This window comes from Eubacterium sp. 14-2 (genome assembly GCF_000403845.2).
Classification (GTDB): domain Bacteria; phylum Bacillota; class Clostridia; order Lachnospirales; family Lachnospiraceae; genus Petralouisia.
On the sequence record NZ_KE159568.1, the window covers coordinates 1,490,728 to 1,516,914 of the forward strand.

At 46.0% G+C, this 26,187-nt stretch carries 21 protein-coding genes, 3 tRNA genes and 2 other annotated features; of the genes, 20 read left to right on the plus strand and 4 right to left on the minus strand.

Annotated features, from left to right (window positions below; translation table 11 throughout):
• Nucleotides 1-22 precede the first annotated feature (22 nt).
• Nucleotides 23-743 (plus strand) — a sequence feature (23S ribosomal RNA rRNA prediction is too short).
• A 1-nt stretch (nt 744) separates the two neighbouring features.
• Nucleotides 745-1,611: a sequence feature (23S ribosomal RNA rRNA prediction is too short), on the plus strand.
• 95 nt (nt 1,612-1,706) lie between these two features.
• The 4 genes from C805_RS23685 to C805_RS23700 all read left to right on the plus strand — a co-directional run bounded on the left by C805_RS23685 (nt 1,707) and on the right by C805_RS23700 (nt 3,910).
• Nucleotides 1,707-1,778 (plus strand) — tRNA-Asn (locus tag C805_RS23685).
• Nucleotides 1,779-1,967: 189 nt separating this feature from the next.
• Nucleotides 1,968-2,657, plus strand: coding sequence for a phosphatase PAP2 family protein (locus C805_RS23690; RefSeq protein WP_016216584.1), 690 nt, complete (start codon nt 1,968-1,970; stop codon nt 2,655-2,657).
• 28 nt (nt 2,658-2,685) lie between these two features.
• Nucleotides 2,686-3,240 carry a TVP38/TMEM64 family protein gene (locus C805_RS23695; RefSeq protein ID WP_016216585.1) on the plus strand — a complete coding sequence of 185 codons (555 nt, stop codon included), beginning with the start codon at nt 2,686-2,688 and terminating at the stop codon, nt 3,238-3,240.
• Between the two features lie 28 nt (nt 3,241-3,268).
• Nucleotides 3,269-3,910 (plus strand): CDP-alcohol phosphatidyltransferase family protein, encoded by a 642-nt coding sequence (locus C805_RS23700; protein WP_016216586.1) that lies wholly within the window; start codon nt 3,269-3,271, stop codon nt 3,908-3,910.
• Here C805_RS23700 and C805_RS23705 read toward each other — a convergent pair.
• Both C805_RS23705 and C805_RS23710 read right to left on the minus strand, forming a co-directional pair.
• The gene (locus C805_RS23705) at nt 3,888-4,886 is read right to left on the minus strand and encodes a WYL domain-containing protein (RefSeq protein ID WP_016216587.1); all 999 of its coding nucleotides are present in this window, start codon (nt 4,884-4,886) and stop codon (nt 3,888-3,890) included. The two genes, C805_RS23700 and C805_RS23705, sit on opposite strands and share 23 nt — an antisense overlap.
• On the minus strand, nt 4,870-6,147 hold the full coding sequence (locus C805_RS23710; protein WP_016216588.1) for a WYL domain-containing protein: 1,278 nt from the start codon (nt 6,145-6,147) through the stop codon (nt 4,870-4,872). Before C805_RS23710 ends, C805_RS23705 begins: the two co-directional genes overlap by 17 nt.
• 158 nt (nt 6,148-6,305) lie before the next feature.
• Here C805_RS23710 and C805_RS23715 point away from each other — a divergent pair, with 158 nt between their 5' ends.
• From C805_RS23715 to C805_RS23725, 3 genes are all read left to right on the plus strand, one after another.
• Nucleotides 6,306-7,538: an RtcB family protein gene (locus C805_RS23715; protein WP_016216589.1), complete on the plus strand. Its 1,233-nt coding sequence runs from the start codon at nt 6,306-6,308 to the stop codon at nt 7,536-7,538.
• 151 nt (nt 7,539-7,689) lie between these two features.
• Nucleotides 7,690-7,761 (plus strand) — tRNA-Glu (locus C805_RS23720).
• Between the two features lie 117 nt (nt 7,762-7,878).
• A tRNA-Cys gene (locus C805_RS23725) sits at nt 7,879-7,950 on the plus strand.
• 291 nt (nt 7,951-8,241) lie between these two features.
• Here the strand turns inward: C805_RS23725 and C805_RS23730 are convergent.
• The gene (locus tag C805_RS23730) at nt 8,242-9,102 is read right to left on the minus strand and encodes an AraC family transcriptional regulator (protein WP_016216590.1); all 861 of its coding nucleotides are present in this window, start codon (nt 9,100-9,102) and stop codon (nt 8,242-8,244) included.
• A gap of 173 nt (nt 9,103-9,275) precedes the next feature.
• Between C805_RS23730 and C805_RS27395 the strand changes: the two genes are divergently transcribed.
• The 13 genes from C805_RS27395 to gnpA all read left to right on the plus strand — a co-directional run bounded on the left by C805_RS27395 (nt 9,276) and on the right by gnpA (nt 25,025).
• Nucleotides 9,276-9,404 carry a hypothetical protein gene (locus tag C805_RS27395; RefSeq protein WP_016216591.1) on the plus strand — a complete coding sequence of 43 codons (129 nt, stop codon included), beginning with the start codon at nt 9,276-9,278 and terminating at the stop codon, nt 9,402-9,404.
• A gap of 263 nt (nt 9,405-9,667) precedes the next feature.
• The gene (locus C805_RS23735; RefSeq protein WP_016216592.1) at nt 9,668-10,246 is read left to right on the plus strand and encodes a cytidylate kinase-like family protein; all 579 of its coding nucleotides are present in this window, start codon (nt 9,668-9,670) and stop codon (nt 10,244-10,246) included.
• 11 nt (nt 10,247-10,257) lie between these two features.
• Nucleotides 10,258-11,631 (plus strand): MATE family efflux transporter, encoded by a 1,374-nt coding sequence (locus C805_RS23740; RefSeq protein WP_016216593.1) that lies wholly within the window; start codon nt 10,258-10,260, stop codon nt 11,629-11,631.
• A gap of 58 nt (nt 11,632-11,689) precedes the next feature.
• Complete coding sequence (locus C805_RS23745) at nt 11,690-12,688, plus strand: CAP domain-containing protein (RefSeq protein ID WP_022751470.1); 999 nt, start codon at nt 11,690-11,692, stop codon at nt 12,686-12,688.
• Nucleotides 12,689-12,873: 185 nt separating this feature from the next.
• Nucleotides 12,874-13,701: a PocR ligand-binding domain-containing protein gene (locus tag C805_RS23750; RefSeq protein WP_016216595.1), complete on the plus strand. Its 828-nt coding sequence runs from the start codon at nt 12,874-12,876 to the stop codon at nt 13,699-13,701.
• A gap of 182 nt (nt 13,702-13,883) precedes the next feature.
• Nucleotides 13,884-15,014, plus strand: coding sequence for an aldo/keto reductase (locus tag C805_RS23755; RefSeq protein WP_016216596.1), 1,131 nt, complete (start codon nt 13,884-13,886; stop codon nt 15,012-15,014).
• Nucleotides 15,015-15,121: 107 nt separating this feature from the next.
• Nucleotides 15,122-16,336 carry a tryptophan synthase subunit beta gene (gene trpB, locus C805_RS23760; RefSeq protein ID WP_016216597.1) on the plus strand — a complete coding sequence of 405 codons (1,215 nt, stop codon included), beginning with the start codon at nt 15,122-15,124 and terminating at the stop codon, nt 16,334-16,336.
• Between the two features lie 15 nt (nt 16,337-16,351).
• Nucleotides 16,352-18,040, plus strand: coding sequence for a DUF7309 domain-containing protein (locus C805_RS25575; protein WP_016216598.1), 1,689 nt, complete (start codon nt 16,352-16,354; stop codon nt 18,038-18,040).
• Nucleotides 18,041-18,057: 17 nt separating this feature from the next.
• A complete protein-coding gene (locus tag C805_RS23765; protein WP_155957673.1) occupies nt 18,058-19,872 on the plus strand; it encodes a helix-turn-helix transcriptional regulator in 1,815 nt (604 codons plus the stop codon).
• Between the two features lie 213 nt (nt 19,873-20,085).
• Nucleotides 20,086-21,717 (plus strand): ABC transporter ATP-binding protein, encoded by a 1,632-nt coding sequence (locus C805_RS23770; RefSeq protein ID WP_016216600.1) that lies wholly within the window; start codon nt 20,086-20,088, stop codon nt 21,715-21,717.
• 136 nt (nt 21,718-21,853) lie between these two features.
• A complete protein-coding gene (locus C805_RS26580; RefSeq protein ID WP_155957674.1) occupies nt 21,854-22,033 on the plus strand; it encodes a hypothetical protein in 180 nt (59 codons plus the stop codon).
• A gap of 23 nt (nt 22,034-22,056) precedes the next feature.
• Nucleotides 22,057-22,836 carry a protein-ADP-ribose hydrolase gene (locus C805_RS23775; RefSeq protein ID WP_016216602.1) on the plus strand — a complete coding sequence of 260 codons (780 nt, stop codon included), beginning with the start codon at nt 22,057-22,059 and terminating at the stop codon, nt 22,834-22,836.
• A gap of 32 nt (nt 22,837-22,868) precedes the next feature.
• Entirely contained in the window at nt 22,869-25,025 is a 2,157-nt protein-coding gene (gnpA, locus tag C805_RS23780; RefSeq protein ID WP_016216603.1) for a 1,3-beta-galactosyl-N-acetylhexosamine phosphorylase, read from the plus strand.
• A 66-nt stretch (nt 25,026-25,091) separates the two neighbouring features.
• Here the strand turns inward: gnpA and C805_RS23785 are convergent, their stop codons facing one another.
• On the minus strand, nt 25,092-26,120 hold the full coding sequence (locus tag C805_RS23785; RefSeq protein ID WP_016216604.1) for a LacI family DNA-binding transcriptional regulator: 1,029 nt from the start codon (nt 26,118-26,120) through the stop codon (nt 25,092-25,094).
• Nucleotides 26,121-26,187 lie beyond the last annotated feature (67 nt).

The following is a 26,187-nucleotide window of genomic DNA, read 5'->3' on the forward strand; positions in this document are numbered from 1 at the left end:
GACGGGAAGAGAGAATGCCGGAATGAGTAGCGAGAGGAAGGTGGGAATCCTTCCGGCCGAATATCCAAGGTTTCCAGGGTAAAGCTGATCTGCCCTGGGGAAGTCGGGACCTAAGGCGAGGCCGAAAGGCGTAGCCGATGGACAACAGGTTGATATTCCTGTACTGCGGGATAACAGAACTGTGGGGACGTATGCGGGAACCATGAGCCGGGAACGGAAAGCCCGGTGCAAGCAGAAGAGGTGGCGGGGAGGCAAATCCCCCCGTCAAGCCGGGGCTGTGACGCGGAGCGAAGAAGAAGTAGCGAAGCATGGAGAGCGCGTACCGGGAAAAGCCGCTATAGTTTATCCTGTACCCGTACCGTAAACCGACACAGGTGGATGGGGAGAGAATCCCAAGGCCGACGGGAGAAGCATTGTCAAGGAACTCGGCAAAATGGCCCCGTAACTTCGGGAGAAGGGGTGCCTGCGAAAGCAGGCCGCAGAGAAAAGGCTCAAGCAACTGTTTAGCAAAAACACAGGTCTATGCAAAACCGGAAGGTGAAGTATATGGGCTGACGCCTGCCCGGTGCCGGAAGGTTAAGAGGAGGGGTTAGCGCAAGCGAAGCTCTGAATCCAAGCCCCGGTAAACGGCGGCCGTAACTATAACGGTCCTAAGGTAGCGAAATTCCTTGTCGGGTAAGTTCCGACCCGCACGAAAGGCGTAATGATTTGAGCACTGTCTCGACAATGCACCCGGTGAAATTGAAGTGCCAGTGAAGATGCTGGCTACCCGCGCCAGGACGGAAAGACCCCATGGAGCTTTACTCCAGTCTGGTACTGGGATCTGGTGCTGCATGTACAGGATAGGTGGGAGGCTATGAAGGAAGGACGCCAGTTTTTCCGGAGCCGCTGTTGGGATACCACCCCTGCAGTACCGGGTTTCTAACCAGCCGCCGTAAGCCGGCGGTGGGACAATGCCAGGCGGGGAGTTTGACTGGGGCGGTCGCCTCCGAAAGGGTATCGGAGGCGCTCAAAGGTTCCCTCAGGATGGACGGAAACCATCTGAAGAGTGCAAAGGCAGAAGGGAGCCTGACTGCGACACCGACGGGTGGAGCAGGTACGAAAGTAGGACTTAGTGATCCGGTGGCAGAACGTGGGATTGCCATCGCTCAACGGATAAAAGCTACCCTGGGGATAACAGGCTTATCACTCCCAAGAGTTCACATCGACGGAGTGGTTTGGCACCTCGATGTCGGCTCATCGCATCCTGGGGCTGCAGCAGGTCCCAAGGGTTGGGCTGTTCGCCCATTAAAGCGGTACGCGAGCTGGGTTCAGAACGTCGTGAGACAGTTCGGTCCCTATCCGGCGCGGGCGAAGGAGATCTGAGAGGAGCTGTCCCCAGTACGAGAGGACCGGGATGGACGGACCACTGGTGCATCTGTTGGCACGCCAGTGCCATGGCAGGGTAGCCAAGTCCGGACGGGATAAACGCTGAAGGCATCTAAGCGTGAAGCCCCCCTCAAGATGAGATGTCCCATTCGAAAGAAGTAAGACCCCTTGGAGAGTACGAGGTAGATAGGGCAGGAGTGGAAGTGCAGCAATGGATGGAGCTGACTGCTACTAATCGGTCGAGGGCTTGACCTTCAGGAAGACGGGAAGGAAGAAGATGGATGGCTGTATACTGTATGGGTTTTTCAGGGTATAAGGAAGAAAAACTGAAAAGATAATCCTCGATAGCTCAATGGTAGAGCACGCGGCTGTTAACCGCGGGGTTGTTGGTTCGAGCCCAACTCGGGGAGGTAGGAATCCTGTAAGCAGCAATGTTTACAGGATTTTGTGTATCAAAATCTGATTTGGAAAAGATGAAGTACATTTGCCGGAGGTTTCATCTTTTTTGCTGAAATATTTAAGAAAATTTAAGAAATAATTCAGGTCCTATTTAAGAAGTATGGTTTATATTTATACAGGAACATAAAAAGGAGAAATGTATGCGTAAAAAAATACAGATTATACCAGGCATTATGTGGCTGCCGCTGATTATTACCCTTGTCTGTAATACCATAGCCTATAACGGAACAAGACTGTTCATGTCAGACAAGGTTCATTATAATCTTTCCAATGGGCTGGATGACAGAATCCCTTTTGTGCCCTGGACGGTTGCCATATATCTGGGCTGCTATGTGTTCTGGGTTGTAAATTATATAATCGGCTGCAGGCAGGACAGAGAAGAGGCATTCCGTTTTTTGAGTGCGGATTTACTGACCAAACTGGTGTGTTTTCTCTGCTTTCTTTTTCTTCCGACTACAAACACAAGGCCTGTAATTGAAGGCAGTACCATATGGGATGAATTAATGAGATTTCTGTATCAGGTGGATGCAGCTGATAATCTGTTTCCCTCCATTCACTGTCTGACAAGCTGGTTCTGTTTTATTGCGGTGAGAAGAAATGAAAAAATACCGAAATGGTACCGGCTGGCCTCTCTTCTGATGGCCTTAAGTGTCTGTATATCCACTCTTACCACAAAGCAGCATGTATTGATTGATGTGGCGGCAGGAATTGGTATAGCAGAGGGAAGTTACTGGTTTGTGGAAAAATGCGGTTTTTCCGGATGGTATATGAATTTTATTTTGAAAGCGGAAAGCAGGATGGGGCGAAAGAAACTGCAGACCGAAAAGTAAAACAGCGGGAAAGGGACTGTATGGCTGTATGGTAAAGAAAATAAAAATACTGGTGATTGCAGGTGTTGTGATTCTGGCATTGATTTTCATAAAAGATATATTTAATCAGAAATTTGATTCGGTGGAATCCCTGCAGGAATATATGAAAGGCTACGGTCTGGCAGCGCCTCTGGTACTTACCGTATTTCAGGCATTTCAGGTGGTGGTACCTGTACTGCCGGGGTATCTGGGCTGCGCGGCAGGTGCTGTGGCATTTGGCACCATGCCGGGGTTCTGGTGTAATTATATCGGAATCAGCGGCGGTTCTGTTATTGCATATTTTCTGGCCCGGAAATATGGAATAGACCTTGTGCTCACCATGTTTCCAAAGGAACAATATATAAAATGGAGCGGACGTATTGAAAAAAGCAGATCCTTTGACTGGCTTCTCTTTATAGCCATACTGCTTCCGCTGTTTCCGGATGATTTTCTCTGTTATTTTTCCGGTCTGATTCAGATGAACAGAAGAAAATTTATATGGATTATTATTCTGGGAAAACCATGGTGCATTCTGGCGTACAGTATTGCATTTGGGCTGATATAAAGATAAACTGATACAGAGGAGAATAATAATGAAGAAAAAGTTACTTGGATATTATGATTATACAGTAATACTTACATATTGCGGTATGCTGTCAGCTTTTGTGGGCATACTCCGGCTGTTGAGCCAGGACTACTGGAATGCGGTGGTCTGTCTGATGGTAGCAGGGGTCTGTGATATGTTTGACGGGGCTGTGGCAGCTACCAAAGCGAGAACATCCAGTGAAAAAAGATTTGGGATACAGATTGATTCTTTAAGTGATTTAATCAGTTTCGGAGTTTTGCCCGGAATCTTTGTCTATATGATTTCCGGAAAAGAGAGCTTTGGAGGAGTCATTGCAGCACTGTTTGTACTGTGTGCTCTGATAAGGCTTGCATATTTTAATGTGCTGGAAGAAGAACGCCAGAGACAGACTTCCGAAAAGCGTGAAAGTTATCTGGGGGTTCCTGTGACCACCATAGCAATTCTGCTTCCGGCAGTTTATCTTCTGTATGATTACAGATTGCTGAAAAATCTCATTTGCTTTCCCATACTTCTGATATTTACGGGAACAGGTTATCTTCTTCCCATAGAGATAAAAAAACCGGGAGTTGTAGGAAAAGCCGGAATTCTTATTGTGGGGATTGCTGAGGCAATTGTAATGTTGTTTTTTATGGGAGTGGATATGGTATAAAGCCGCAGGAATCCGGAGAAATCAGGCGTTTCTGCTTCCGGAGCCTTTCTTTCAGACTGCGGAGAAATTTTTCATTTCCCAGAACTTTAAGCATGGGGCCGAAAGACAAAACCTCTATCAGTAATTCCGTTTCCATGGACTGGTTGTAATAAATCAGGCATTCATAAGTATTCTCATCTGTTTTTCTGGTATTTTTTTCATAGTTGGCGAAATGAAGCATGGCCCGTTCAAGGGCATTGCGCCTGTTGACAATCTGCAGCCTGAGAGGCTCTCTGTAATAGGACTTCTGTATCATGGCATTCAAATCCACCTGAGAAGAAAGGGTTTTTTCCGTAAGGTGAAGACTCTGAATACGGGCGATATTGAGAATTTCCAGACGCATACCATTGCTTCCGGAATTTTTCAATGCCAGAAGCCTGAATTTGTCATTTTTCACTGAGTATTCCAGCCGGGCAGGCACATAATAGTGATGAACCCGATTTCCGGAGGGAGCATTGTAGTCAATATCCACATACCGGCTTTCTTTTTGGGCCAGCAGCAGAGTACGGAAATGTCTGCGGTAAAGCTCATGGGTATAGGGATCTCCGTCCGTAAACCGGTCATAGCAGAAAAAATGCTCCTGTTTCCAGAGAGGAGATACAGAGGCCAGCATCTGATTCAGGGTTTCTTCCTGCTCCGGACTGAGAAAAAGGCATATGCGGGGATCAGACAGCAGAGCTTTCAGGTATGATTTTTCCAGATTGGAAAGAGGTGTGAGAAAGTCAGATTTAAGTCTGGAAAGGTACAGACCGCCCTTTCTCTCAAATAAATTCCAGTCACCATGTTCCAGTTTGGGAATAATGGAGAGAAGGCTTTCCTCAAATCCTTCCCGGCAAATATGGCTGCGGATTTCCTCTATGGTAAGAGGATTGCGGTTACATAGTAAATGTCTTAATACCTGATAGTAACAGCTGTATATTTCAGAAAACAGTTCCATTTTCATCCTCCTTTCCGGAAGTTTCTTCAGCAGTTCCGTACATACGGTACATGGCCTGCAGATCCTGATAAAATCGCTGTTCCACAGATTTGGCAGTACATTCCAGTGTGAGAATTCTGCCGGTAAAAGTACGGATCCAGGGCAGCATCTCATTACAGTCAAAGGCTTCCCGCTCATAACGATAAATATTTTTCTCTATTCTGGTAACAGTGCCGCCTCTGCCTTCCCGGTTCAGGCGTTCCACAATATAGTGTTCTTCCGGTTCCAGAACCTGAAGGATCATGGTCAGAGTGTCCATATGACGGCGCTCTGTACCCTGAAAAGACACGCCCCAGAGATAACAGCGGTTCCGGTTGAGCTGTTCTTTTCGTTCTTCATATATTTCATCCGGTTCCCCAGGAGTGACAGTTTTAATGGTATCCAGCCGAAAACAGGTGAATCGCCTGTTTTTTTCTGTGTATCCGCAGAGATAACGTCTGCCGCTCCGGGAACTGACAAAAATCTGCAGCGGAGTGCAGAAAATCACATGCTTCCCGTTGCGTCTGGAGCTTTTCAGTGCAAGTTTTGTCTTTAACTTCCGGTTCATGGCTTCCAGAAGAAGCAGAAGTATTTCATCCTCCAGGGTATGTACAAAAAAACTGTGTTTTACCCGAAAGGTCCGGTTCCGGGAGTCAAGCTGTTCGGACAGCTCATTTCCGATAATGCCAAGAGCCTCTGCCATCTGGTAAAATGCCAGTGCATCCAGAACCTGTTCATTGGATTTCAGCCAGAGCGCCAGTGTATTTTCCAGAAAGAAAACCACCTTTTTTCCGATTTTCTCTCTGGTCAGCAGGCCTTCCCTTTCATATGCGCGGCATTTTCTGCGGACAGTCTGTACTTCAAAAAGCGCCTCATATTCTGTGAGAAGGCAGTCTGTGATTTCTTCTGCAGTCAGACGTTTTCCATCCTGCAGCAAATCCAGAATCAGAAAATGAAGAACAATATCATTGTCTGTAAAACTTTTTGTTTTCCACACCCGAAACAGAGGATTGGTGTCCAGAAGATTGCTGTCGATGGCAAGGGAAATATTAGAACCGCCGGACACATAATCTTTCCGTACATAAGGACTCAGCCAGCTTTCCAGCCGCCGGCGCTCATTGTCGTAGGTCCGGGGGCTTTTCTCCTTAAATTCATTTCTGGTTTTAAATCCGCAGACAAAAAAATCCCGTACATATTCTCTTGTTTTGGAAAAATTCCGTATCAGTTCCTGAAAATCAGACATGACCCTGTCCTCCTGTGGGCTGTTTACCTGTCAGTGGATATTATATCATACCTCCTGAGAGGCAGAACATTAAGTTCGCAACTTTTTTGAAATGATAAATTTCCAGATTCTGTATATAATAATTTCATCAACAGGAAAACAGAAAGGATGAGGAGGATATGTTTGTACTTTATAACGAAAATACAGAATTTCCCGTAAAAATCTGGCTTGAAAATATGGAGCAGCTGGAGGAAAACTGCCTGGAACAGGCATATCATCTGTCACAGCTTCCATTTATTCACAAATGGGTATGCCTGATGCCGGATACCCATGCAGGGAAGGGAATGCCAATCGGAGGAGTAATTGCCGCAAAGGATGTGATCATTCCGAATGCGGTAGGCGTAGACATTGGATGCGGTATGGATTACATTCCAACCAATGTCCGGATGGAGGACATTCAGGAAATACAGACTGGAAACGGAAGTATCATTCAGGCAGTGATCGGCAATATTATGCGTACCATTCCCCTGAATACCGAGCGGTATAAAAAGCCTCAGGAGTCAAAAGTTCTGGACCGGGCAAAGCAGGAATTCGGTTACTATGAGAATAATCCAGAGCTGGTGCCTCTGATAGAAGACGGGTATTTTCAGGTGGGAAGCCTGGGAGGCGGAAATCACTTTATCGAACTTCAGGAGGACCAGGACGGAATGCTCTGTATTATGATTCATTCCGGCAGCCGTCACCTTGGAAAGGCCATCTGTGATTATTTTCATGAAACAGCAGGAGAACTGAACCGGAAATGGTACAGCCAGGTGAAGGAAGAGTACCGGCTGGCTTTTCTGCCGGTGCATTCTGAGGAAGGACAGCAGTATATCCGCTGGATGAATCTGGCGATGGATTATGCCTTTGAAAACCGTGCCCGTATGCTGGAAAAAACCTGTGCCATTGTAAAAGAAGTAATCGAAAAGCATACGGAGCTTAAGGTGGAATTTGGAGAGGAAATCAACTGCCATCACAATTATGCCGCTCTGGAACATCACTACGAGGCCGATGTGTGGGTGCACCGCAAAGGGGCTACCAGAGTCCGGGAGGGAGAGCTGGCAGTTATACCAGGGGCCATGGGCTCATACAGCTATGTGGTGGAGGGGAAGGGAAATCCCCAGTCATTCTGTTCTTCCTCCCATGGCGCAGGGAGAAGTTATTCCCGGTCAGGAGCCATGAAAACCTTTTCTGTGGAGAAGGTCATGGTGGACTTAAAGGAGCAGGGAATTATCCTTGGCAAGCGCAAAAAGACTGATGTGCCGGAAGAATGCCGATTTGCCTATAAGGACATCGATGAGGTAATGATGCAGCAGGCCGACCTGGTAACGCCGGTGAGAAAGCTGAAAACAGTGGGTGTTGTAAAGGGATAGACATGGGGCAGGAAGTAATCACATTCGGGTGCAGGCACCGGGAATTACTCCCTGCCCGTCAGCGGCTGCAGGAAAATAAAAAAAATTGAAAAAAATACTTGAAAAAAGAATAAACTTGTGGTAGTATTTTATTTGTTGTTGACACAGCTAAGGCTCCTTGGTCAAGCGGTTAAGACATCGCCCTTTCACGGCGGTAACACGGGTTCGATTCCCGTAGGAGTCATTTAAGAAAAAAATTGACGAATTTAATTCTTGACGAATATTTTAATCTTTGCTATAATATAATAGATTCAGGTGTGAATTTATTATTTCCAAAAGCCATTGTCTGGCATTATATTTCGGCGCAGTAGCCAAGTGGTAAGGCGTGGGTCTGCAACACCCTGATTCACCGGTTCAAATCCGGTCTGCGCCTCTTAACAACCCCGGAAATTTAAGATTTCCGGGGTTTTGTCATCTTATTAGGAAAGACCTTGTCACGCTAAAGGGTGAAAGTATCTTTCCTGTAAGATAAAAATAATATGCGCAGGGCCTGCCCACTTTGTTCTTCTATAGGAAATTCCTCTGGATTTCCTATAGAAGAAAAGACAATTATCACACTGCAGCGGAAAAGAAATATGTCGCTAAAGCGACCCGCCGCAGGCGGAGAATCCTGCAAAGCAGGATTCTTTGTTCTGTTGCAGGAATAAATTTATACATGAAAAAATCAGCCGGATCTGTCCTGGCCGGTCTGTCCTTTCCGCACAGCCGAAGGGGTACATCCGTAAATTTCCTTAAAAGTCCGGTTAAATAATTTCTGACTGGTAAATCCGTTTTCTTCCATAATTTCAGAGATGGGTGCATCCGTATTATGCAGTTCCTGGTAAATATGGGTAATCCGTATTTCATTTACATACTGCAGAAAAGAAATCCCCATATGTTTTTTAAAAAAGCGGCAGAAATATTCTCTGTTCAGACCTAGCAGCCCGGCAGCATCCTGGAGAGAAATGGGTTCCTGAAAATGTTCCCCCACATAAGTAATAATGTCCCGCAGCTTCTGACGGGTCTGCATGTGGGCAGAAGATAATTCAGGCGCTGTTTTGTATGCAAAATGCCGCATCAGGTGAGCCAGAATCTGCAGGATAATTCCCTCAGATTCCAGCAACGACGCCGGCAGCTCCTCAATGTAAAGGCGGGTCAGTGTCTCGGCCATCTGACAGAGGCGGAGGTATTCTTCAAACTGTGAATCAGGAATTTCATCCGGAATACAGTGAATCCGAAAAAATTCAATGTCCGGCATATAGCGTCTCATCAGAGCTTTGGATATGTGAATGCAGAGGCACATCAGACGGTCGCTGCTGGTATTCGTGCTGTGTACCTGTTCCGATTCTACCGCCAGAAGCTGTCTGTGCCTTAACTGGTATGTTTTTCCGTCTATGGTCACATCAGCGTCTCCGTTCAGGGGAAAAAGAAGCTCCAGTTCTTCGTGCCAGTGGAGGGGATGGTAACCTCCGGGAATGGTATGATATGCCAGCTGTATGCCGGCTTCGTTGATTTCACGGAAAATTTCATAATAAGGTTCCGCCATAAATCCATGCCTCCTGTCTGCAGGTTTTTCTGGCTGAAATTATATAAAATACCGTTGAAAAAGTCAATATCGACTTAAAACAAGTCAAAAAACCACCTGTTTTTTCTGGCTTTGGGATAGTATGATAGACAGCGTAAAGAGAAAACGTCTTACAGAAAAGGAGAGAAATTATTATGAAAAGAATTCAGAATGCAGTAAAAAATTATATGGAAAAATATGGAGCACAGTTTGCAGCAGCAACACTGATGATGGGCGGAAATCTGAACGTGGAAATGCTCAGAAATCTTTCAGACAGAGCGTAGGTATACGCGGATGAACGTACAGAAGAGAGAAAGAAAAACAGGGATGATTTTTGGAAGATAACCATAAATTGTCCCTGTTTTTTCTTATACAGGAAAATACTTTAATTGAAAGACTGAAAGTGTTTTCCTGCAGAAGAAAAAAGCTCTTATGGCACTCGTGCAAAAAGTAAAATTCTTTTTTGAACAGACGATTGTAATTTTAAACTACAGTGATATAATAATTCTATAACGTGTTTGAAAAAGTTCAGATGAGGAGTGATACTATGATTATTACAATTGGCAGGGAGTTTGGAAGTTATGGTCATGTGATTGGACGCCAGCTTGCAAAGAAACTGAATATCAGATATTACGACAAGGACTCCATGGCAGAAGAGGCAAGAAGAATGAACAAATATGATGAGCTGCGGGACTTTTACGAAGAACAGCCCATCAACAGCCTGCTGTATGTAATTGCAACAGACAGCAGATCTCAGGGACAGCGAAAGGTTCCTTTTGAATTTATAAAGAACCTGGCAGAGAGAGAGGACTGTGTGATTGTGGGAAGGTGCGGGAACTATATTCTTAAGGATCATCCGGATATGACCAGCGTGTTTATTCATGCACCCAAAGAATACCGCATAGACAAAACAGCCGCAGACCGGAAAATCAGCACGGATAAAGCCAGAAGGCTGGTGGAAAAGGAAGATAAGGCCAGAGCCGGATTCCATTCTTATTATGCCGATGAGAAATGGAATGAATGCGACGGATATCATCTTACTATTGACAGCAGTGTGATCAGTTTGGACGATGCTGTGGATCTTATCATTGATTTTGTCAGCAAAAGACAGAACAGTAAAAATTAAAGGAAGTCAATATGGCGTTGATAAGTAAAAATCAGACAGCGGACCTGGGGAAAGATCCTGTGGGAAAACTGTTGTTAAAACTGGCGCTGCCGGCAATTCTGGCCCAGGTAGTGAATATGCTTTATAATATTGTGGACCGCATCTACATCGGCCATATTCCGGGTACAGGAGCCATTGCACTGACGGGAATCGGTTTATGTCTGCCGGTGATTCTGATGATTATGGCTTTCAGTGCACTGGTGGGAATCGGGGGAGCGCCCAGAGCAGCTATTTATATGGGAAAGCAGGATATGGAAGGGGCCAGGAAGACGCTGGGAGCCTGCGTGGTAATGCTGACAGGCCTTGCGGTGCTGCTCACACTGTTTTTTCTGTTTGCCGGAAAAGAACTTCTGTTTCTGTTTGGGGCCAGTGAGAATACCATTTCCTATGCCTGGGGCTATCTGCGTATTTATGTGTGCGGAACCGTATTTGTTATGCTGGCCATTGGGCTGAACAGTTTCATTACAACACAGGGATTTGCCATGGAAGGTATGGCTACCATACTGATAGGGGCCCTGCTGAACATTGTACTGGATCCGATTTTTATTTTCGGTTTCCATATGGGAGTGGCAGGAGCAGCCCTGGCCACCATTCTTTCTCAGGCGGTATCGGCAGTGTGGGTACTGCGGTTTCTAAGGGGCAGGAAAACAAAACTGCGGATACAGAAACAGTACCTGAAGCTGAAAAAAGAATATGTGGCTCCGGTTCTGGCCCTTGGCATATCGCCTTTTGTGATGCAGAGCACCGAAAGCCTGATTAATATATCCTTTAATACCTCCCTTTATCGGTATGGCGGCGACCTGGCAGTTTCTTCCATCACGATTCTGGGCAGTGTGATGCAGATGATTTTCCTGCCTCTCAGCGGCCTGACGCAGGGAGCCCAGCCCATTGTCAGCTACAATTACGGAGCCGGAAACGATGAACGTGTAAAAAAGACCTATCGGCTGCTGCTGTGCTGCTGCGGGATTTTTGCCACTTCAGCCTGGATACTGGTGATGGCGGTTCCGGGCGTATTCGTAAAAATATTCAACAGCAGTTCACAGGAGCTGTATGAAATGGCCAGCTGGGGGATGCGGTTTTATATAGCGGGAGCCTTTGCCATGGGGCCTCAGATGGCGTGCCAGCAGACATTTCTGGCGCTGGGACAGGCAAAGGTGTCACTGTTTTTCGCCTGCTTTCGAAAGCTGATCCTGATGATACCGCTGATTTTTATCCTTCCGGTGTTTCTGGAAAATAAGCTGATGGCAGTGTTTCTGGCAGAGGCAGTTTCTGATTTTGCTGCCGGAGTGGCCACTACTGCCGCATTTTTGATACTGTTTCCGAAAATTCTGCAGAGAGAACGGTGATGAGAAAATGCGCTGATGGAAAAGTAAAGTAAATAAATAGAAGGGAAATGTGAGTAAGATGAGAAAAGTTCTGAAAAAAATATGTTTGCTGGCGCTGGCGGTATCTCTTTGCATAAGTGTGGCGCCCGCTGACGTTCAGGCGGCAGGCAGTAAAGGCATTAATGTAAAGTACCATTCAAAAAGTGAAATCCGCCGCTATCTGAAATCAAAGAAAATTGATATTAACGAGAAGGTGAAATTCAGCAAAGCGCCGAAGTTAAAAGCCCCCTATTCCGCAGGAAAGATAGATAAGAAAAGTCTGAAATCCGCCTTAAAGACCTTAAATGCCATCCGTTACATTGCCGGAATCAATGATAATGTAAAACTGGATGACAATTATACAAAAAAGGCCCAGGCGGCAGCTCTGATTAATTGCGTGAACAACAGTATGAGCCATTATCCGGTCAAACCCTCCGGAATGAGCCAGTCTCTTTATCAGCTGTGTTATTCCGGAGCCGGCAGCAGTAACCTTGCAACATCATTCGGAGGTCCTGCGGGGCTGAATTATCCGCTGGTCAGAATGTGGATGTATGACGGAGACCAGGGTAATATTCCACTGGTAGGCCATCGCCGCTGGATTTTAAACCCGCCTATGAAAAAAACAGGGTTCGGTTTTGTATCCGGAACGGAAAAATGGGCGTCTTCTTATTCCGCCATGTATGCCATAGATAATGCATTCGGAAAATCATCGTATTACGGTGTTGCCTGGCCGGCTCAGAACATGCCGCTGGAATTTTTCGGAGATTCTTATCCCTGGAGCATCAGTATGGGAAGAGAACTGAATGCAGACAAAGTAAAAGTGGTACTGACCAGAAAAAAAGACGGAAAAAAATGGACCTTTTCAAAAAACAACAGGAAATATGGGTATTTTAATGTGGAAAACAATAATTACGGAGCCAAAGGCTGTATTATCTTCCGTCCCAATAATATTTCCTATCGTTCCGGGGACCAGTTTCAGGTAAAAATCACAGGCGCAGGAAAAGCAATTTCCTATCAGGTGAATTTTTTCTCCCTGTAAAAACCGGGGGAGGAATTAAAACGGACCTGTCCACTTTGTTCTTGTTTTATGGAAAAAACCGTGCTATAATGTCTACAGATATTATAGTGCGGTTTTTATATTGTGGGATGATAAAGGTAACAGAAACGGGAAAACCTGCAATGGGATAAGATTTACGAGTTGCCGGGGAAAAGGAGAAGATAATTATGGAAATACTTGATTTAATTGATCAGGAGAAACTGCAGAGACTTCAGGATTTGTTTGCTGATGCAACGGGCGTAGCTGTCAGTATGATTGACAAGGAAGGAAAACATGTTACGAAAGTCAGCAATTTTCTGGATTTCTGTATGAAATATACACGTGGCAGCGAGATCGGATTAAAGCGTTGTCAGAAATGTGATATGGAAGGCGTGGGAACTTATTTCTGCCATGCGGGTCTTATGGATTTTGCAGCGGACATTGTGGTGGAAGGAGAGAAGCTGGGCGCAATCCTGGGGGGACAGGTATTGCCGGCGCCGCCGGACTTTGACAAATTCCGTAAAGTGGCTGAGGAAATCGGCGTGGATCCCGATGAATACATTGAAGCTCTGAAGGAAGTTCCGGTTAAGACAGAGAAGGCAATCCGTGCATCGGCGGATTTGATGGAAGAAATGATCAATATGCTGGTGAATTCAGAGTATACCCGCTACAGAGAGAAAAATAAGATTAATACCATAGACCAGGAGATTGATGTGACTACCCGGAACGTGGAACAGATTGAGAGTATGGTACAGGATCTGACCAAGGTATCCAGGAAGCAGAATATTCTGGCATTGAATGCTTCCATTGAAGCTGCCAGGGCCGGAGAAGCCGGAAGAGGATTTAATATTGTGGCAGGAGAAATGGGCAAGCTGTCCTCCATGGCCACAGAGAAATATTCTGCAATCATTGCCAAGGCAGGAGAGATTGACGAATCACTGCGGAAGATCAATGAGGAATTCAGCAAGAGTCTGGAAAATAAAGGGGAAGAGTCAGAAATACCGGAAAACTTATAAGGTATTGTGTGAAAAATGACTGACAGGAAGCAGCAAGGTACAAAAGCCTTGCTGTTTTTATTCTTCTATAGGAAAGACCTTGTCACGCTAAAGTACGAAAGTATCTTTTGTTGCGGTACAATCCGTCTACGGACGGTGAACAGGCTGTGATGAACAGGAAAGGCATCGGAAGGAGAACAGAAATGGAAAAAAGAAAAACAGAAAAACTGAACGTGGAAACCAGCCTGCTGGGCTTTGGATGTATGCGGTTTCCAACTACTGCAGAAGGTAAAATTGATGAAACAAGGGCAGAAAAAATGCTGGATATGGCTTATCAGGCAGGAGTAAATTACTTTGATACTGCCTATACCTATCATGAACAGGAAAGCGAAAGGTTTGTGGGAAAAGTGCTGGAGCAGTATCCCAGAGATTCTTATTATCTTGCAACAAAACTTCCCATATGGCTTCTGGAGAGGAAAGAGGACGTCCGCCGGGTATTTGAGGAACAGCTGAAACGTCTGGGGAAAACATATGTGGATTTCTATCTGTTTCATGCGGTGGATAAAGGCCGCTGGGAGAAGATAAAAGAGCTGCAGGTTCTGGAAATCTGTGAGGAGCTTCAGCAGGAAGGAAAAATCCGTCACCTGGGATTTTCTTTTCATGACAGCTATGAAGTATTTGAGGAAATCTTAACCAGCCGGGATTGGGATTTCTGCCAGATACAGTATAATTACATGGACACGGAAGAACAGGCAGGCCGCCGGGGCTATGAACTGGCAGAAAAACGAGGGGTACCCATGATTGTTATGGAACCGGTGCGGGGCGGAAGCCTGGCGGGATTTTCAGAAGATATCAATGAAAAATTTTATGGGCTGGACCGGGAACGTTCCATTGCGTCCTGGGCGCTGCGCTGGGTGGCTGACCATGAAAATGTAAAAGTGGTATTAAGCGGTATGTCCACGGAAGAACAGACCGAGGATAACTTGAAAACATTCGGAACTTACACTCCCTTAAGCCCGCAGGAGCAGCAGGCTATTTCAGATGTGGTACAGACCCTCCGTTCCAGAGTACAGAACGGATGCACCGGCTGCGGTTACTGTATGCCCTGTCCTGCAGGAGTGAACATTCCGAAAAATTTCAAAATCTGGAATCAGTACCATATTTACCGGAAATATGATATGATAAAAGGCAGCTGGGAACAGATGGAGAATAAAGAGAAGCCCCTGAGCTGCATCAAATGCGGTAAATGTGAGGAGGCCTGTCCCCAGCACATCCATATCAGGGAGGATCTGGCCAGAGTGCAGAGTGAGCTGGATAAAGAAGGGAATATATGATTTTTATGAAAATGTTTATCATGTGAAACTGGCTGCAGGGTCTTTTTGCTGTGGAAGCCAGGGAATTTTGCAGTAATATAAACAACAGGAAAGGATAAGTGAAAACCATGGATTACAGAACATATTTAAGAAATTATCCCAGTAAAGAAGGAAGATTCGGGGAATACGGCGGCGCCTATCTGTCTGAGGAGCTGAAACCGGCTTTTGAGGAAATTACGGAAGCATATCAGACTATCTGCCATTCGTCACAGTTTATCAACGAACTGCGGAGAATCCGCAAAGAATTTCAGGGAAGGCCGACGCCGGTATACCACTGTGAGCGGCTTTCCCGGAAGATTGGCAACTGTCAGATTTATCTGAAACGCGAGGATCTGAACCATACAGGCGCTCACAAGCTGAACCACTGTATGGGAGAAGGTCTGCTGGCCAAATTTATGGGAAAGAAACGCCTGATTGCAGAGACAGGTGCCGGACAGCATGGTGTGGCGCTGGCAACAGCGGCCGCCTACTTCGGACTGGAATGTGAAATTCATATGGGAGAGGTGGATATTGCAAAACAGGCGCCGAATGTTACACGCATGAAAATCCTGGGGGCAAAGGTGGTGCCCGTAAGCCATGGGCTGAAAACTCTGAAAGAAGCCGTGGACTCCGCCTTTGATTCCTATGCCAGAAATTATAAAGATTCCATTTACTGTATCGGTTCTGCTCTTGGGCCCCATCCCTTCCCCCTGATGGTTCGGGATTTTCAGTCTGTGGTAGGATATGAAGCAAGAGATCAGTTCCGTGAAATGACAGGCATTGATCCGGATGTGGTATGTGCCTGCGTGGGCGGCGGCAGCAACTCTATCGGCATGTTTATTCCGTTTCTGAACGACCCTGTTGACATTGTGGGAGTGGAGCCTCTGGGAAGAGGCGAGAAACTGGGAGACCATGCAGCCTCCATGAAATACGGAGAGAAAGGCGTTATGCATGGATTTGAAAGTATTATGCTGAAGGATGAGGCAGGGGAGCCGGCGCCGGTATATTCTATTGCCAGCGGGCTGGATTACCCTTCCGTAGGGCCGGAACATGCATTTTTGCATGATGAGGGAAGAATTCAGTATGAGACCGCAGGAGATGAGGAAGCCATGGAAGCCTTCTTTAAACTGTCCCGTTATGAAGGTATTATTCCCGCTGTGGAAAGCTCCCATGCAGTTGCCTGGGCCATGAAAAAAGCCAGGGAAATGGGACAGGGTTCGATTCTGGTGTGTCTCAGCGGCAGAGGCGATAAAGACATTGATTATGTAGTGGAACACTATGGTTATGGTGAACAGTTTTTATAAAAACGGCGGTGAAAGATGATTTCAGATAAACTGTATGAACTTGCGTTTGAATATAAGAAAAGAAAGTTGTGGAAAATCCTCTGGGATTTGCAGCTTTTTGGGGTAAAACTGTCCGATGGCAGAATCGGTTACATCAGTATTATGGGGGCGGCAGGAGAGCATTGCGCCCTGGGCCTTTATGTTGGCGATGAAGGCATGGAAAGTTTCCGTACCATAGCCAGAGCCAACAGATATCAGCTTTCCCCTCTGGAATTTCAGGAGCATCTGCTGCAGCAGAATTGTCTGCAGTGTGCCTTTGAGGGGAAAAATGAACTGTCGGAACAGGAGCTTGAGGAAGCCAGGGCTTATGCCCGTGCACATGATATCAGGATTTCCGGAAAAAATGCCTATCCCCAGTTTGTGAAATATCAGTCCAACCACTATCCCTGGCATCTGCAGACAGAACAGGAGCAGGAACTCCTCTGTCAGGCATTGCAGGCAGCCATTGAGCTGTCGGAAATTCTGAAAAGCACCACGCCCATTGCGTTGGGACTGGCGCCGGTAAATGACCTTACAGAAGAGATTCTGATGCTGGAACCCGGTGAAAAGGGTTTTGTGCTGACCAGTACAAAACTTCCCTGTATAAAGCCGAAAAAGTGGCCGGCGCCCAAAGCCGGCAATGATATCGGCATAGCCAGCCTGAAACGGATGGAACGGATGGGGGTATGGGAATGTGAGCTGCTCCGGTTTCCGGAGCCTGTTCGGAACAAACCGGAAGAAATTCCCTATTTCCCCATTATTCTGCTGGCAGTGGAGTCCTCCACAAATTATATCCTTCCGGTGCCTCCGGTGGAACATTATGAAGATAATCCGGAAGAATTGCTGAATCTGTTTATGGAATCTCTTCAGCAGCAGAAAATATGTCCGGACCGGATAAAAGTACGGGACCAGCGTACCGCTGCATTTGTGAAAGCCTTTTGCAGCAGGCTGAAAATCACTGTCAGTATGGAAAAAGAACTGCCTGCACTGGAGACTGCGGAAGCTGATTTTCTGAAACATTTTTCCATGAGCGAAGAGGAAGAAATGGATGAAATGATTCAGATGATGGAAACGATACTGGAACTGAATAAAGAACAGGTGGAAAGTCTGCCGGAAAACATGGTGGAACAGATTGACATGATTCTGGAACAGGGGATTTTGCCGGAGGAACTGGAGTGGAAAGTCAGGCGTCTTCTGCATCCGGAACTGGCTGATAACCGGCCGGACAAATCGGCGTTTCGAACTGTAAAGTCCGGGAGAGACCATTCCTATGTAATCAGTGTTTCCCTGGGAACAGGATGTTACCGCCATATCCGGATTTCCGGCAGAAGTACACTGTGGGATCTACACAGCATTATACTGGAAGCCTTTGGGTTTGACGACGACCATGCCCATGCATTTTTCATGGATAATGTGCAGTGGAGCCGCCGGAACTGCTATTTTATGAGGGATATGGAAATGGAATACGATGGTCCGTCCACAGAGGAATGCAGCCTGGACCGGGCAGGTCTGTGCAAAGAGAAACAGTTCAAATTTCTGTTTGATTTCGGAGATGAGTGGCTGTTCCAGTGCAAAGTGCTCCGGGTATTGAAAGAAGGCACCGAAGAACCGGAAATTATCAAAAGCAAAGGGGAGGCGCCAAAGCAGTATCCCGACTGGGAGGAGGATGACTGGGAAGGCGAGTGAGAGGGTGAGAAGCAAAAGTGACCGGACACATAGGAAATATGCTTTATTCCATGCGGGAGGAGATGGGAATTTCCCAGAAAGAGCTGGCAGGGGGCCTTCTGAGTATTCCGGAGCTGTCCCGTCTGGAAAAAGGAGAAAAAACAGCAGATAAAGTATTGCTGGAAGCGCTGTTTCAGCGTTTGGGGAAATCTCTGGATAAACTGGAGACTGCCATGTCCCAGGAGGAATATCAGATTGTTTTTCTGCGGACATGTATGTTGGAAAGCCTTATAAAAAAAGATCATCGGTGTGTGGAAGCCCTGTTGGGTGAATACAGATTATGCACCGGAGAGCAAAAAGTATTGCACAGGCAGTTTCTGCAGATGATGCAGGCGGTTGACAGATATGTGCAGAATCATATTGCAGAAGAGTGCATGGAAGCATTGACGCAGGCCCTGGAACTTACGGTTCCGAAATGGAAACCGGAAAAAGGCAGAAGATATTACCTTTGCGTACAGGAAATACGGATTCTGCTGCTGATTTGTTATCTGATGATGGAAACCGAATATTTTAAGACAGCAGAAAATTACCTGGAAGTTCTGTTTCAGTACCTGGAAGATCACTATACGGACGGAGAAGAAAAAGCAAAAATATATCCTCAGTGCGCATGGCTTTTGACAGAGATTTATCTGAAGCAGAACGAGACAGGGAAAGCATATAAAATCTGCAGGCAGGGGAAAGCATGTCTGGTTCAGAATGGTGTACTGACACTGATGGAGGAATTTTTAAAACTGGAAATAAAGTGTCTTAAGAAGCTGGAAAAGGCAGAAGAACAGCCTGAACTGGTACATGAACTGGAAGCAATTCAATTTCTTTCTCAGTTTGCAGGAGAAAAACCTCCGTTAGAAAAAGTATGTTATTTTCTGATGACAAGCCAGCAGAGCGAAGTGGTGATAAGCAATGAGATGATTCGGGAATTCCGTCTGGCACAGCATTTATCTCAGGAAGCATTAAGCGCAGATATCTGTACGCAGGAAACCCTTTCAAGGATTGAAAGCGGAAAACGCAGTCCTAACCGGAATAATCTGTATGCCATGATGGAGCGGATGGGTTCTGAGCGAAAAACCTATTACGGATTTATTGTGGCAGATGATTACAGTCTGTATGAAAAGGTCAGGCTTTTTAAACGTGAAGTGTCAAGAGGAAGAAATGAGGAAGCTCATGTTCTTCTGCAGGAACTGGAAGAAAGTCTTGACAGGAATATTCTCCTGAACAGGCAGTTTCTGGAGACTGCCTGGATGCAGGAACAGTGGAGTGCAGGAGAAATCTCTGATGAAGGGATTATTCAAGATCTGGAGCAATTACTTCGGTATACGATGAAAGAATATGATGGAACAGTTCATCGGATTCCTTTCCGACAGGAGTTCGTAATATTAAATCAGATAGCGATTTGTATGAAAAGATCTGGGAATGTAAAGAAGGCGAATGCCCTGTATAAGCAGTTGCTGAATAAATACAATAATAGTAAAGTATTGAAACAGCACCATGCGATATCTATCCTTCCTTTGTATCTTAATTATGCAGGATTTTTGGAAGTGGATAATAAATTAGAGGAGGCTGAATATATTGGAAAGGAAGGGATAGGGCTGGCAATAGAGTGCCAACGGAGTGATATGGCAGGAAAGATTATGGGAAATCTTTCCTGTGTGTATGAGAAAAAAGACGGATATGAAAATGAGGTCCTGGCAGAGAATTGTCTTAGAAACAGTTATTACCTTTTGAAGTTATATGAGGACGATTGTGAATCTACAAAAAAATATTATGAACAGAGGTACAAAATGGATTTAGATTAATTCCAGTTTTGAGTTTTATTATAACTTACTCGTGGTTTAGATTTAAACTAACAGAAAGTCTATGACGTTTCCAGAAAACATGGGATAATGTTGATTTTCGAAAAACGTCATAGACTTTTCTTTCCGAAAAAATTATAGTTATTACAGGTAATATTGAAAATGTTGAAGATTATAAAGTATTATTTGAAGAAATGGTAAAGGAGAAGGTATTAATTGAATTCTGAAAACAAAGTAAAATACCGGGAACTGGTCCGCCTGTTCCGAAACCTCAGAGGAAAACAGCTGCATTTGCTGTTTTTCTGTATGTTTTCCACGGTACTGGAGCTGTATTTTGTGTATCAGATACAGGGATTTGTGGATTTGGTGGTATCAAAAGCCCCCTGGCAGGAAGTCATGAAAGAATTCGGCAGGATTGGGCTCACAGGCCTTCTGGCCTTTGGAGCAGGTCTCTATCAGATGCGGGTATGGCATGTGTTCCGTTATACCCTGATGAACCAGATGCGCACCATGATGTACGGGAAGCTCCTGAAAAAGCGGGCGGTATTTTTTGATGAGAAAACCACGGGAGATATTGTTTCCGCAGTGATGAATGATGGTTCCCTGATTGCGGAATCGGCGGGAATCAGCGTGCTGATGCTGGTGCTGAACATGACAAAAATTTTCATCATTACCGGCGTGCTGCTGGCTCGAAACCTTCTGCTGGGCAGTGTGGAGGTTCTGGTGGGCGCCCTGTATTTCCTGGCAGTCAACCGTATAAATAAGAAAATGAGGGAGAATTATCAGGCATTTTCCCAGGAAACCGCCAATCTGAGCCAGCACCTGACAGAAGATACCAGAGCGGTGCTGGAAATCAAAACTCTGAACGAAAAAGAATTTTTTGAAAAAAGATTTTATTCCCACATATGGGAGAAATTTTTCCAGGCTGCCAGAAGGATTATCCGTCTGGATGTCTGCTCCTATGGTGTGAATTCTCTGATTTCCATTATATTCCCGGTGTTTATGGTTCTTCTGGGAAGCGTGTTTCTGTACAGAGGGGAAATTACCGTAGGCTGTATTCTGCTGTTTTACACGTATACCCAGAAGCTGGTGGAACCTCTGAATAATATGGCAGATTTTTACCGCGGTACCCAGAGGTGTGTGGGAGCTGCGGACCGGATTTATGAATATCTCACGCCGGAAGAAACAACGAAGGGAGTAAGAATTGCTCCGGAGGAAGAAACCAGGGTGGAACTGGACATCCGGCGGTTTGCCTGGAAAGAGCAGGATATCCTTAACGATATCCATGCATCCTGGAAGAGCGGAGATAAAGTATTTATAGAGGGAGAAAGCGGTTCCGGAAAGACCACGCTGCTGAAGTTAATCTGCGGCTTTTATCCGGTGACGGAAGGTGTGGTAAAAATCTGCGGCCATGACGCCCACGCCATACCGGAAGAAGAACTGTTTGACCTTCTGAAAATACAGTTTCAGGAACCTGTGATTCTGGAAGGGACTCTGCGGGAAAATGTGGCCCTGGGCGGCCGGTATGAAGACAGGGAAATTCTTCAGATACTGGAACTGGTACAGCTAAAGGAATTTGCCCTGGCACATGGTCTGGACTATTGGATACAGGAATCCGGCGGAAATCTTTCCGGCGGGCAGAAACAGCGTCTGGCTCTGGCCAGAGTATTAATACGCAGGCCCAGGATTCTGATTATGGACGAGGCTACCAATGGACTGGATGCGGAAAATGAACGGATAATTCTGGAGAATATAGAGCGATTTGTGGAAGAAAACAGAACCATTCTGATTGTCACTTCCCATAAGGACGGACTGCGGAATATCTGTAATAAAAAGCTGTCCCTGTAACAGTACATAAAAAATTGCTCTGGCATGTGTGTGTCCGACAGTAAACGGTATATATCCTGTGGATATAATACCTGTTTACTGTCGGACTTTACATTTTGCTTTTGATATTTTACATGAAATATGGCGGTGTGTATTTTTGATGAAATATCGGAAAAAAGTATTGAATTTTCAGTGGGCAAATAGTATGATTCAGGAAATGGACAGTTATGAAAATACCATCTGTACCGCTGCTACGGTTTCTGTGGTTCAATATTATGATATGCTGATATTATCAGGGGAATGTTGTTATGAGGAAAATATTGCTGTTGGCGCCTAATATTGAAAAAACAGGAGGTCAGAATGACACACAGAGAAAAATTAGTATTTTTGATTCAGAGACTGCAGGAGGATTCTCCTTATAAAGGCATGGAAATCCCGGAGGATCCGGAGAAGCAGAAACGATTGCTCCGGACGCTGATGAATATCCGTGAACCTCAGCCGGTGGATCCGGTACTTTTGAAAATACAGGATGAATACCTTCAGGAAGAGGTCAGGGTAAAAGGGGTTGTGGACGGGGATGAACTTCCCACTGTGCCGGGGAACAGGCGTCTGGCGCTCTGGAAAGGAGACATTACCACCCTGAAAACAGACGCCATTGTAAATGCGGCAAACAGTGCCCTGCGGGGATGTTTCGTACCCTGTCATGGCTGTATTGACAATGTGATTCACAGCGCCGCAGGTATACAGCTTCGCCTGCTCTGCCATGAAATCATGGAAGAACAGGGCCATGAAGAACCCACAGGAAAAGCAAAGATTACACCGGCCTTCAATCTGCCCTGCAGTTATATTCTGCATACGGTTGGCCCCATTGTTTCCGGCAGCCTGAAAGAAATTCACCGTGAACAGCTTGCGGGATGCTACCGCTCATGTCTGGAACTTGCGGCTGAAAAAGGACTGAAAAGTGTGGCTTTCTGCTGTATTTCCACAGGAGAATTTCATTTTCCCCAGAAGGAAGCTGCAGAGATTGCGGTAAAGACCGTGAGAGAATATCTGGAAAAGAATTCTGATCTGGAACGGATTATATTTGATGTGTACACGGAGGAAGATTACCGGATTTACAGACAGATTCTGAACGTATAAAAGAAAAGTTATTGCCACAGAAGGAGAGAAAAATGGATAAAGTAAAAGGACGTGTTACCATACCAACAGATTTGGACGTGATTCCACAGACACTGGAGCTGATGGAGCAATGGGGAGCAGACGCAGTCCGTGACTGTGACGGGACAGATTTCCCACAGGAACTGCAGCAGGTGGACGCGAAAATTTATTCCACCTATTACACCACAAGAAAAGATAATGACTGGGCCAGAGCCAATCCCGAGGAAGTGCAGCAGATGTATGTGATGACGCCTTTTTATATGGCGGAAGGGGACAGGCTGAACATTCCTCTGATGAAAGGCCTGTATCCGGATATGTTAAAGCCAAACAGCCGGGATGATATCACACGCTGGTGGGAAGTAATGGACCGGACAACGGGACAGCCAGTGCTTCCGGAACAGTGGAGTTATGAGGAGAGTACCGGGGAAGTGACGGTTCATTCCATTCCATTCCATGATTATACGGTGAGCTTTCTGGCTTATATTATCTGGGATCCGGTACATATGTACAATGCGGTGACCAATGGATGGCAGGATGTGGAACATCAGATTACCTTTGATGTGCGTCAGCCCAAAACCCATGCGTACACCATGAAACGCCTGCGAAAATTTATCGAGGATCACCCTTATGTAAATGTACTGCGGTTTACCACCTTTTTCCACCAGTTTACACTGATTTTTGATGAACTGGCAAGAGAGAAATATGTGGACTGGTACGGATATTCCGCATCTGTCAGCCCTTATATTCTGGAACAGTTTGAGCAGGAAGCAGGATACAAATTCCGTCCCGAATACATTATAGACCAGGGATATTACAATGGACAGTACCGGATTCCCACCAGGGAATTTAAGGATTTCCAGGAGTTCCAGCGCAGGGAAGTGGCCAGAATTGCAAAGGAAATGGTGGATATCACCCACGAATGCGGCAAGGAAGCCATGATGTTTCTGGGAGATCACTGGATTGGTACGGAGCCGTTTCTGGAAGAATTCGCTTCTATTGGAGTGGACGCTGTGGTAGGAAGCGTTGGAAACGGTTCCACACTGCGGCTCATCAGCGACATAGAAGGGGTAAAATACACGGAAGGAAGGCTGTTGCCTTATTTCTTCCCGGATACCTTCTGTGAGGGCGGCGACCCGGTAAAGGAAGCGAAGGTCAACTGGGTAACAGCGCGAAGGGCCATTCTCAGAAAACCCATTGACCGGATAGGCTATGGCGGATATCTGAAGCTGGCTCTGGAGTTCCCGGAATTTATTTCTTATGTGGAAAGCGTCTGCGAGGAATTCCGGGTGCTGTATGAAAATGTAAAAGGCTGTGTGCCCTATTGTGTGAAAAAAGTTGCTGTACTGAACTGCTGGGGTAAAATGCGCGCCTGGGGCTGCCATATGGTGCATCATGCCCTGTACCAGAAGCAGAATTATTCTTATGCAGGGGTCATTGAAGCGCTGTCCGGTGCGCCCTTTGACGTATCTTTTCTCAGTTTTGAGGATATTAAAAACAATCCTGACGTATTGAAAGAAATTGATGTACTGATTAATGTGGGAGGGGCAGATACCGCTCATACCGGAGGCGAATGGTGGTGTGATGAAGAAGTAGTGACTGCCATTAAGAAATTTGTATACGAAGGTGGCGGAATTATCGGCGTGGGAGAGCCGTCCGCCCATCAGGCCAACGGCAGATTTTTCCAGCTTGCAGGTGTATTTGGCGTGGAAGAGGAACGTGGATTCACCCTGGGCTATGACAAATACAACTGGGAAAGCCACAGTCATTTTATTACGGAAGACTGTCAGGGAGATATTGACTTTGGAGAAGGCCAGAAAAATATTTATGCTCTGGAAGGAACAGAAATTCTTGTGGAACGGGAAAAAGAGGTTCAGCTTGCAGTAAACGAATTTGGAAAAGGCCGGGCGGTTTACATCAGCGGCCTGCCTTACAGTTTTGAAAACAGCCGTCTTTTGTACCGCTCCGTACTGTGGAGTTCCCATGAGGAATCTCGCCTTCATCACTGGTTCAGCACGAACTTCAATGTGGAGGTTCACGCTTATCCGGCAAATGGCAAATTCTGTGTGGTAAATAATACCTATGAAACCCAGGAAACCCTGGTCTATAAAGGAAATGGAGAGAGCTTCTCCCTGAAATTAAAGGAAAATGAGATTATCTGGTATCAGATTTAAAGAGAATCAAAACAAAAACCCCCGGTTTTCCTCATAAGTGAGAACAGGGGGTTAAAGGGGACTTGTTCATGTTGCCCTTTCCAATGTCTTATGGCCGGTCTGTACAAAACGGATGGTGGATTCTCTGGCAATGACACGGGATTCCAGTTCATACATACATGGTTCGGCACTGTTGTTTATCTGGTCCAGAAGGATTTCTACGGATTTTTTCCCGATCTCATCCAGCGGCTGGGCGAGAGCAGTAAGTTTGGGGCTGATTTCCTTGGCCAGAAAGGAATTATCAAAACCGGCAATGGCAATATCCTGGGGAACAGCATAACCTAATTCACGGAAAGCAGTGATGGCTTCACAGGCGGTAATGTCGTCATTGGCCAGATATGCTTCACAGTGCAGGCCGGAATTAGCCGCGTATTGCTTTACCAGCTGACAGACCAGGCTGGCATTCATATTTTCCGGTGCAGGGCATTCAATTACATCGGACAGGCTGATCTGGCTGGCAGCCAGATATTGCTGAAACCCGGCGTATTTCAGAGCGGAGGTGGATTCTCTGGTGGGACCGATATATCCTATTTTCTGAAACCCCATGTTCAGAAAATGCCGGGCTATCTGCTGGCCGCCATCGAAATGGGAGATATATACGCTGCTGAATCCCTCCATTCGCTTGGTAATCATCACTGCCGGAACCTGCAGACGCTGGTAGGCAGGCAGACTGTGTTGCGCAGAAACCGGGACTGCAATTACACCATCCACTTTTCTCTGACGCAGCTGGGCGAGAATGTTTTTCTCCTTGTCCAGACTGCGGTGTGTATTACAGATAATCACACTGTATCCTTCGTAAAATGCCTGGTTTTCTATGGCTTCTATAATTTCGCTGAAAAAAGGGTAAGCAATTTCCGGGACCAGCAGGCCGATGATGTTCGTCCGGTTTCCTGCCAGGCTCTGGGCAATGAGATTCGGTTCATAATCTAATTCCCTGACCCAATGGAGAACTTTTTGCCGTGTTTCTGCTTTGACAGAAGGGTGGTTGGAAAGAACTCTGGAGACGGTAACTCTGGAAACTCCTGCCTTATTGGCAATATCCTGCATACTGACCATGGCAATCCCTCCTTTCTTTGTGCATGGGATCATGGGCGGTTCCTGTTGTTCAGGATAAATATCTGTC

Coding starts and splice junctions, on each gene's coding strand:
- C805_RS23690 (WP_016216584.1), top strand. CDS start 1,968: ATGCGTAAAAAAATACAGATTATACCAGGCATTATGTGGCTGCCGCTG.
- C805_RS23730 (WP_016216590.1), bottom strand. CDS start 9,102: ATGGCGGAACCTTATTATGAAATTTTCCGTGAAATCAACGAAGCCGGC.
- C805_RS23705 (WP_016216587.1), bottom strand. CDS start 4,886: ATGGAACTGTTTTCTGAAATATACAGCTGTTACTATCAGGTATTAAGA.
- trpB (WP_016216597.1), top strand. CDS start 15,122: ATGGATTACAGAACATATTTAAGAAATTATCCCAGTAAAGAAGGAAGA.
- C805_RS23735 (WP_016216592.1), top strand. CDS start 9,668: ATGATTATTACAATTGGCAGGGAGTTTGGAAGTTATGGTCATGTGATT.
- C805_RS27395 (WP_016216591.1), top strand. CDS start 9,276: ATGAAAAGAATTCAGAATGCAGTAAAAAATTATATGGAAAAATATGGA.
- C805_RS23755 (WP_016216596.1), top strand. CDS start 13,884: ATGGAAAAAAGAAAAACAGAAAAACTGAACGTGGAAACCAGCCTGCTG.
- C805_RS23700 (WP_016216586.1), top strand. CDS start 3,269: ATGAAGAAAAAGTTACTTGGATATTATGATTATACAGTAATACTTACA.
- C805_RS23785 (WP_016216604.1), bottom strand. CDS start 26,120: ATGGTCAGTATGCAGGATATTGCCAATAAGGCAGGAGTTTCCAGAGTT.
- C805_RS23710 (WP_016216588.1), bottom strand. CDS start 6,147: ATGTCTGATTTTCAGGAACTGATACGGAATTTTTCCAAAACAAGAGAA.
- C805_RS23740 (WP_016216593.1), top strand. CDS start 10,258: ATGGCGTTGATAAGTAAAAATCAGACAGCGGACCTGGGGAAAGATCCT.
- gnpA (WP_016216603.1), top strand. CDS start 22,869: ATGGATAAAGTAAAAGGACGTGTTACCATACCAACAGATTTGGACGTG.
- C805_RS23695 (WP_016216585.1), top strand. CDS start 2,686: ATGGTAAAGAAAATAAAAATACTGGTGATTGCAGGTGTTGTGATTCTG.
- C805_RS23745 (WP_022751470.1), top strand. CDS start 11,690: ATGAGAAAAGTTCTGAAAAAAATATGTTTGCTGGCGCTGGCGGTATCT.
- C805_RS23775 (WP_016216602.1), top strand. CDS start 22,057: ATGACACACAGAGAAAAATTAGTATTTTTGATTCAGAGACTGCAGGAG.
- C805_RS23750 (WP_016216595.1), top strand. CDS start 12,874: ATGGAAATACTTGATTTAATTGATCAGGAGAAACTGCAGAGACTTCAG.
- C805_RS25575 (WP_016216598.1), top strand. CDS start 16,352: ATGATTTCAGATAAACTGTATGAACTTGCGTTTGAATATAAGAAAAGA.
- C805_RS23715 (WP_016216589.1), top strand. CDS start 6,306: ATGTTTGTACTTTATAACGAAAATACAGAATTTCCCGTAAAAATCTGG.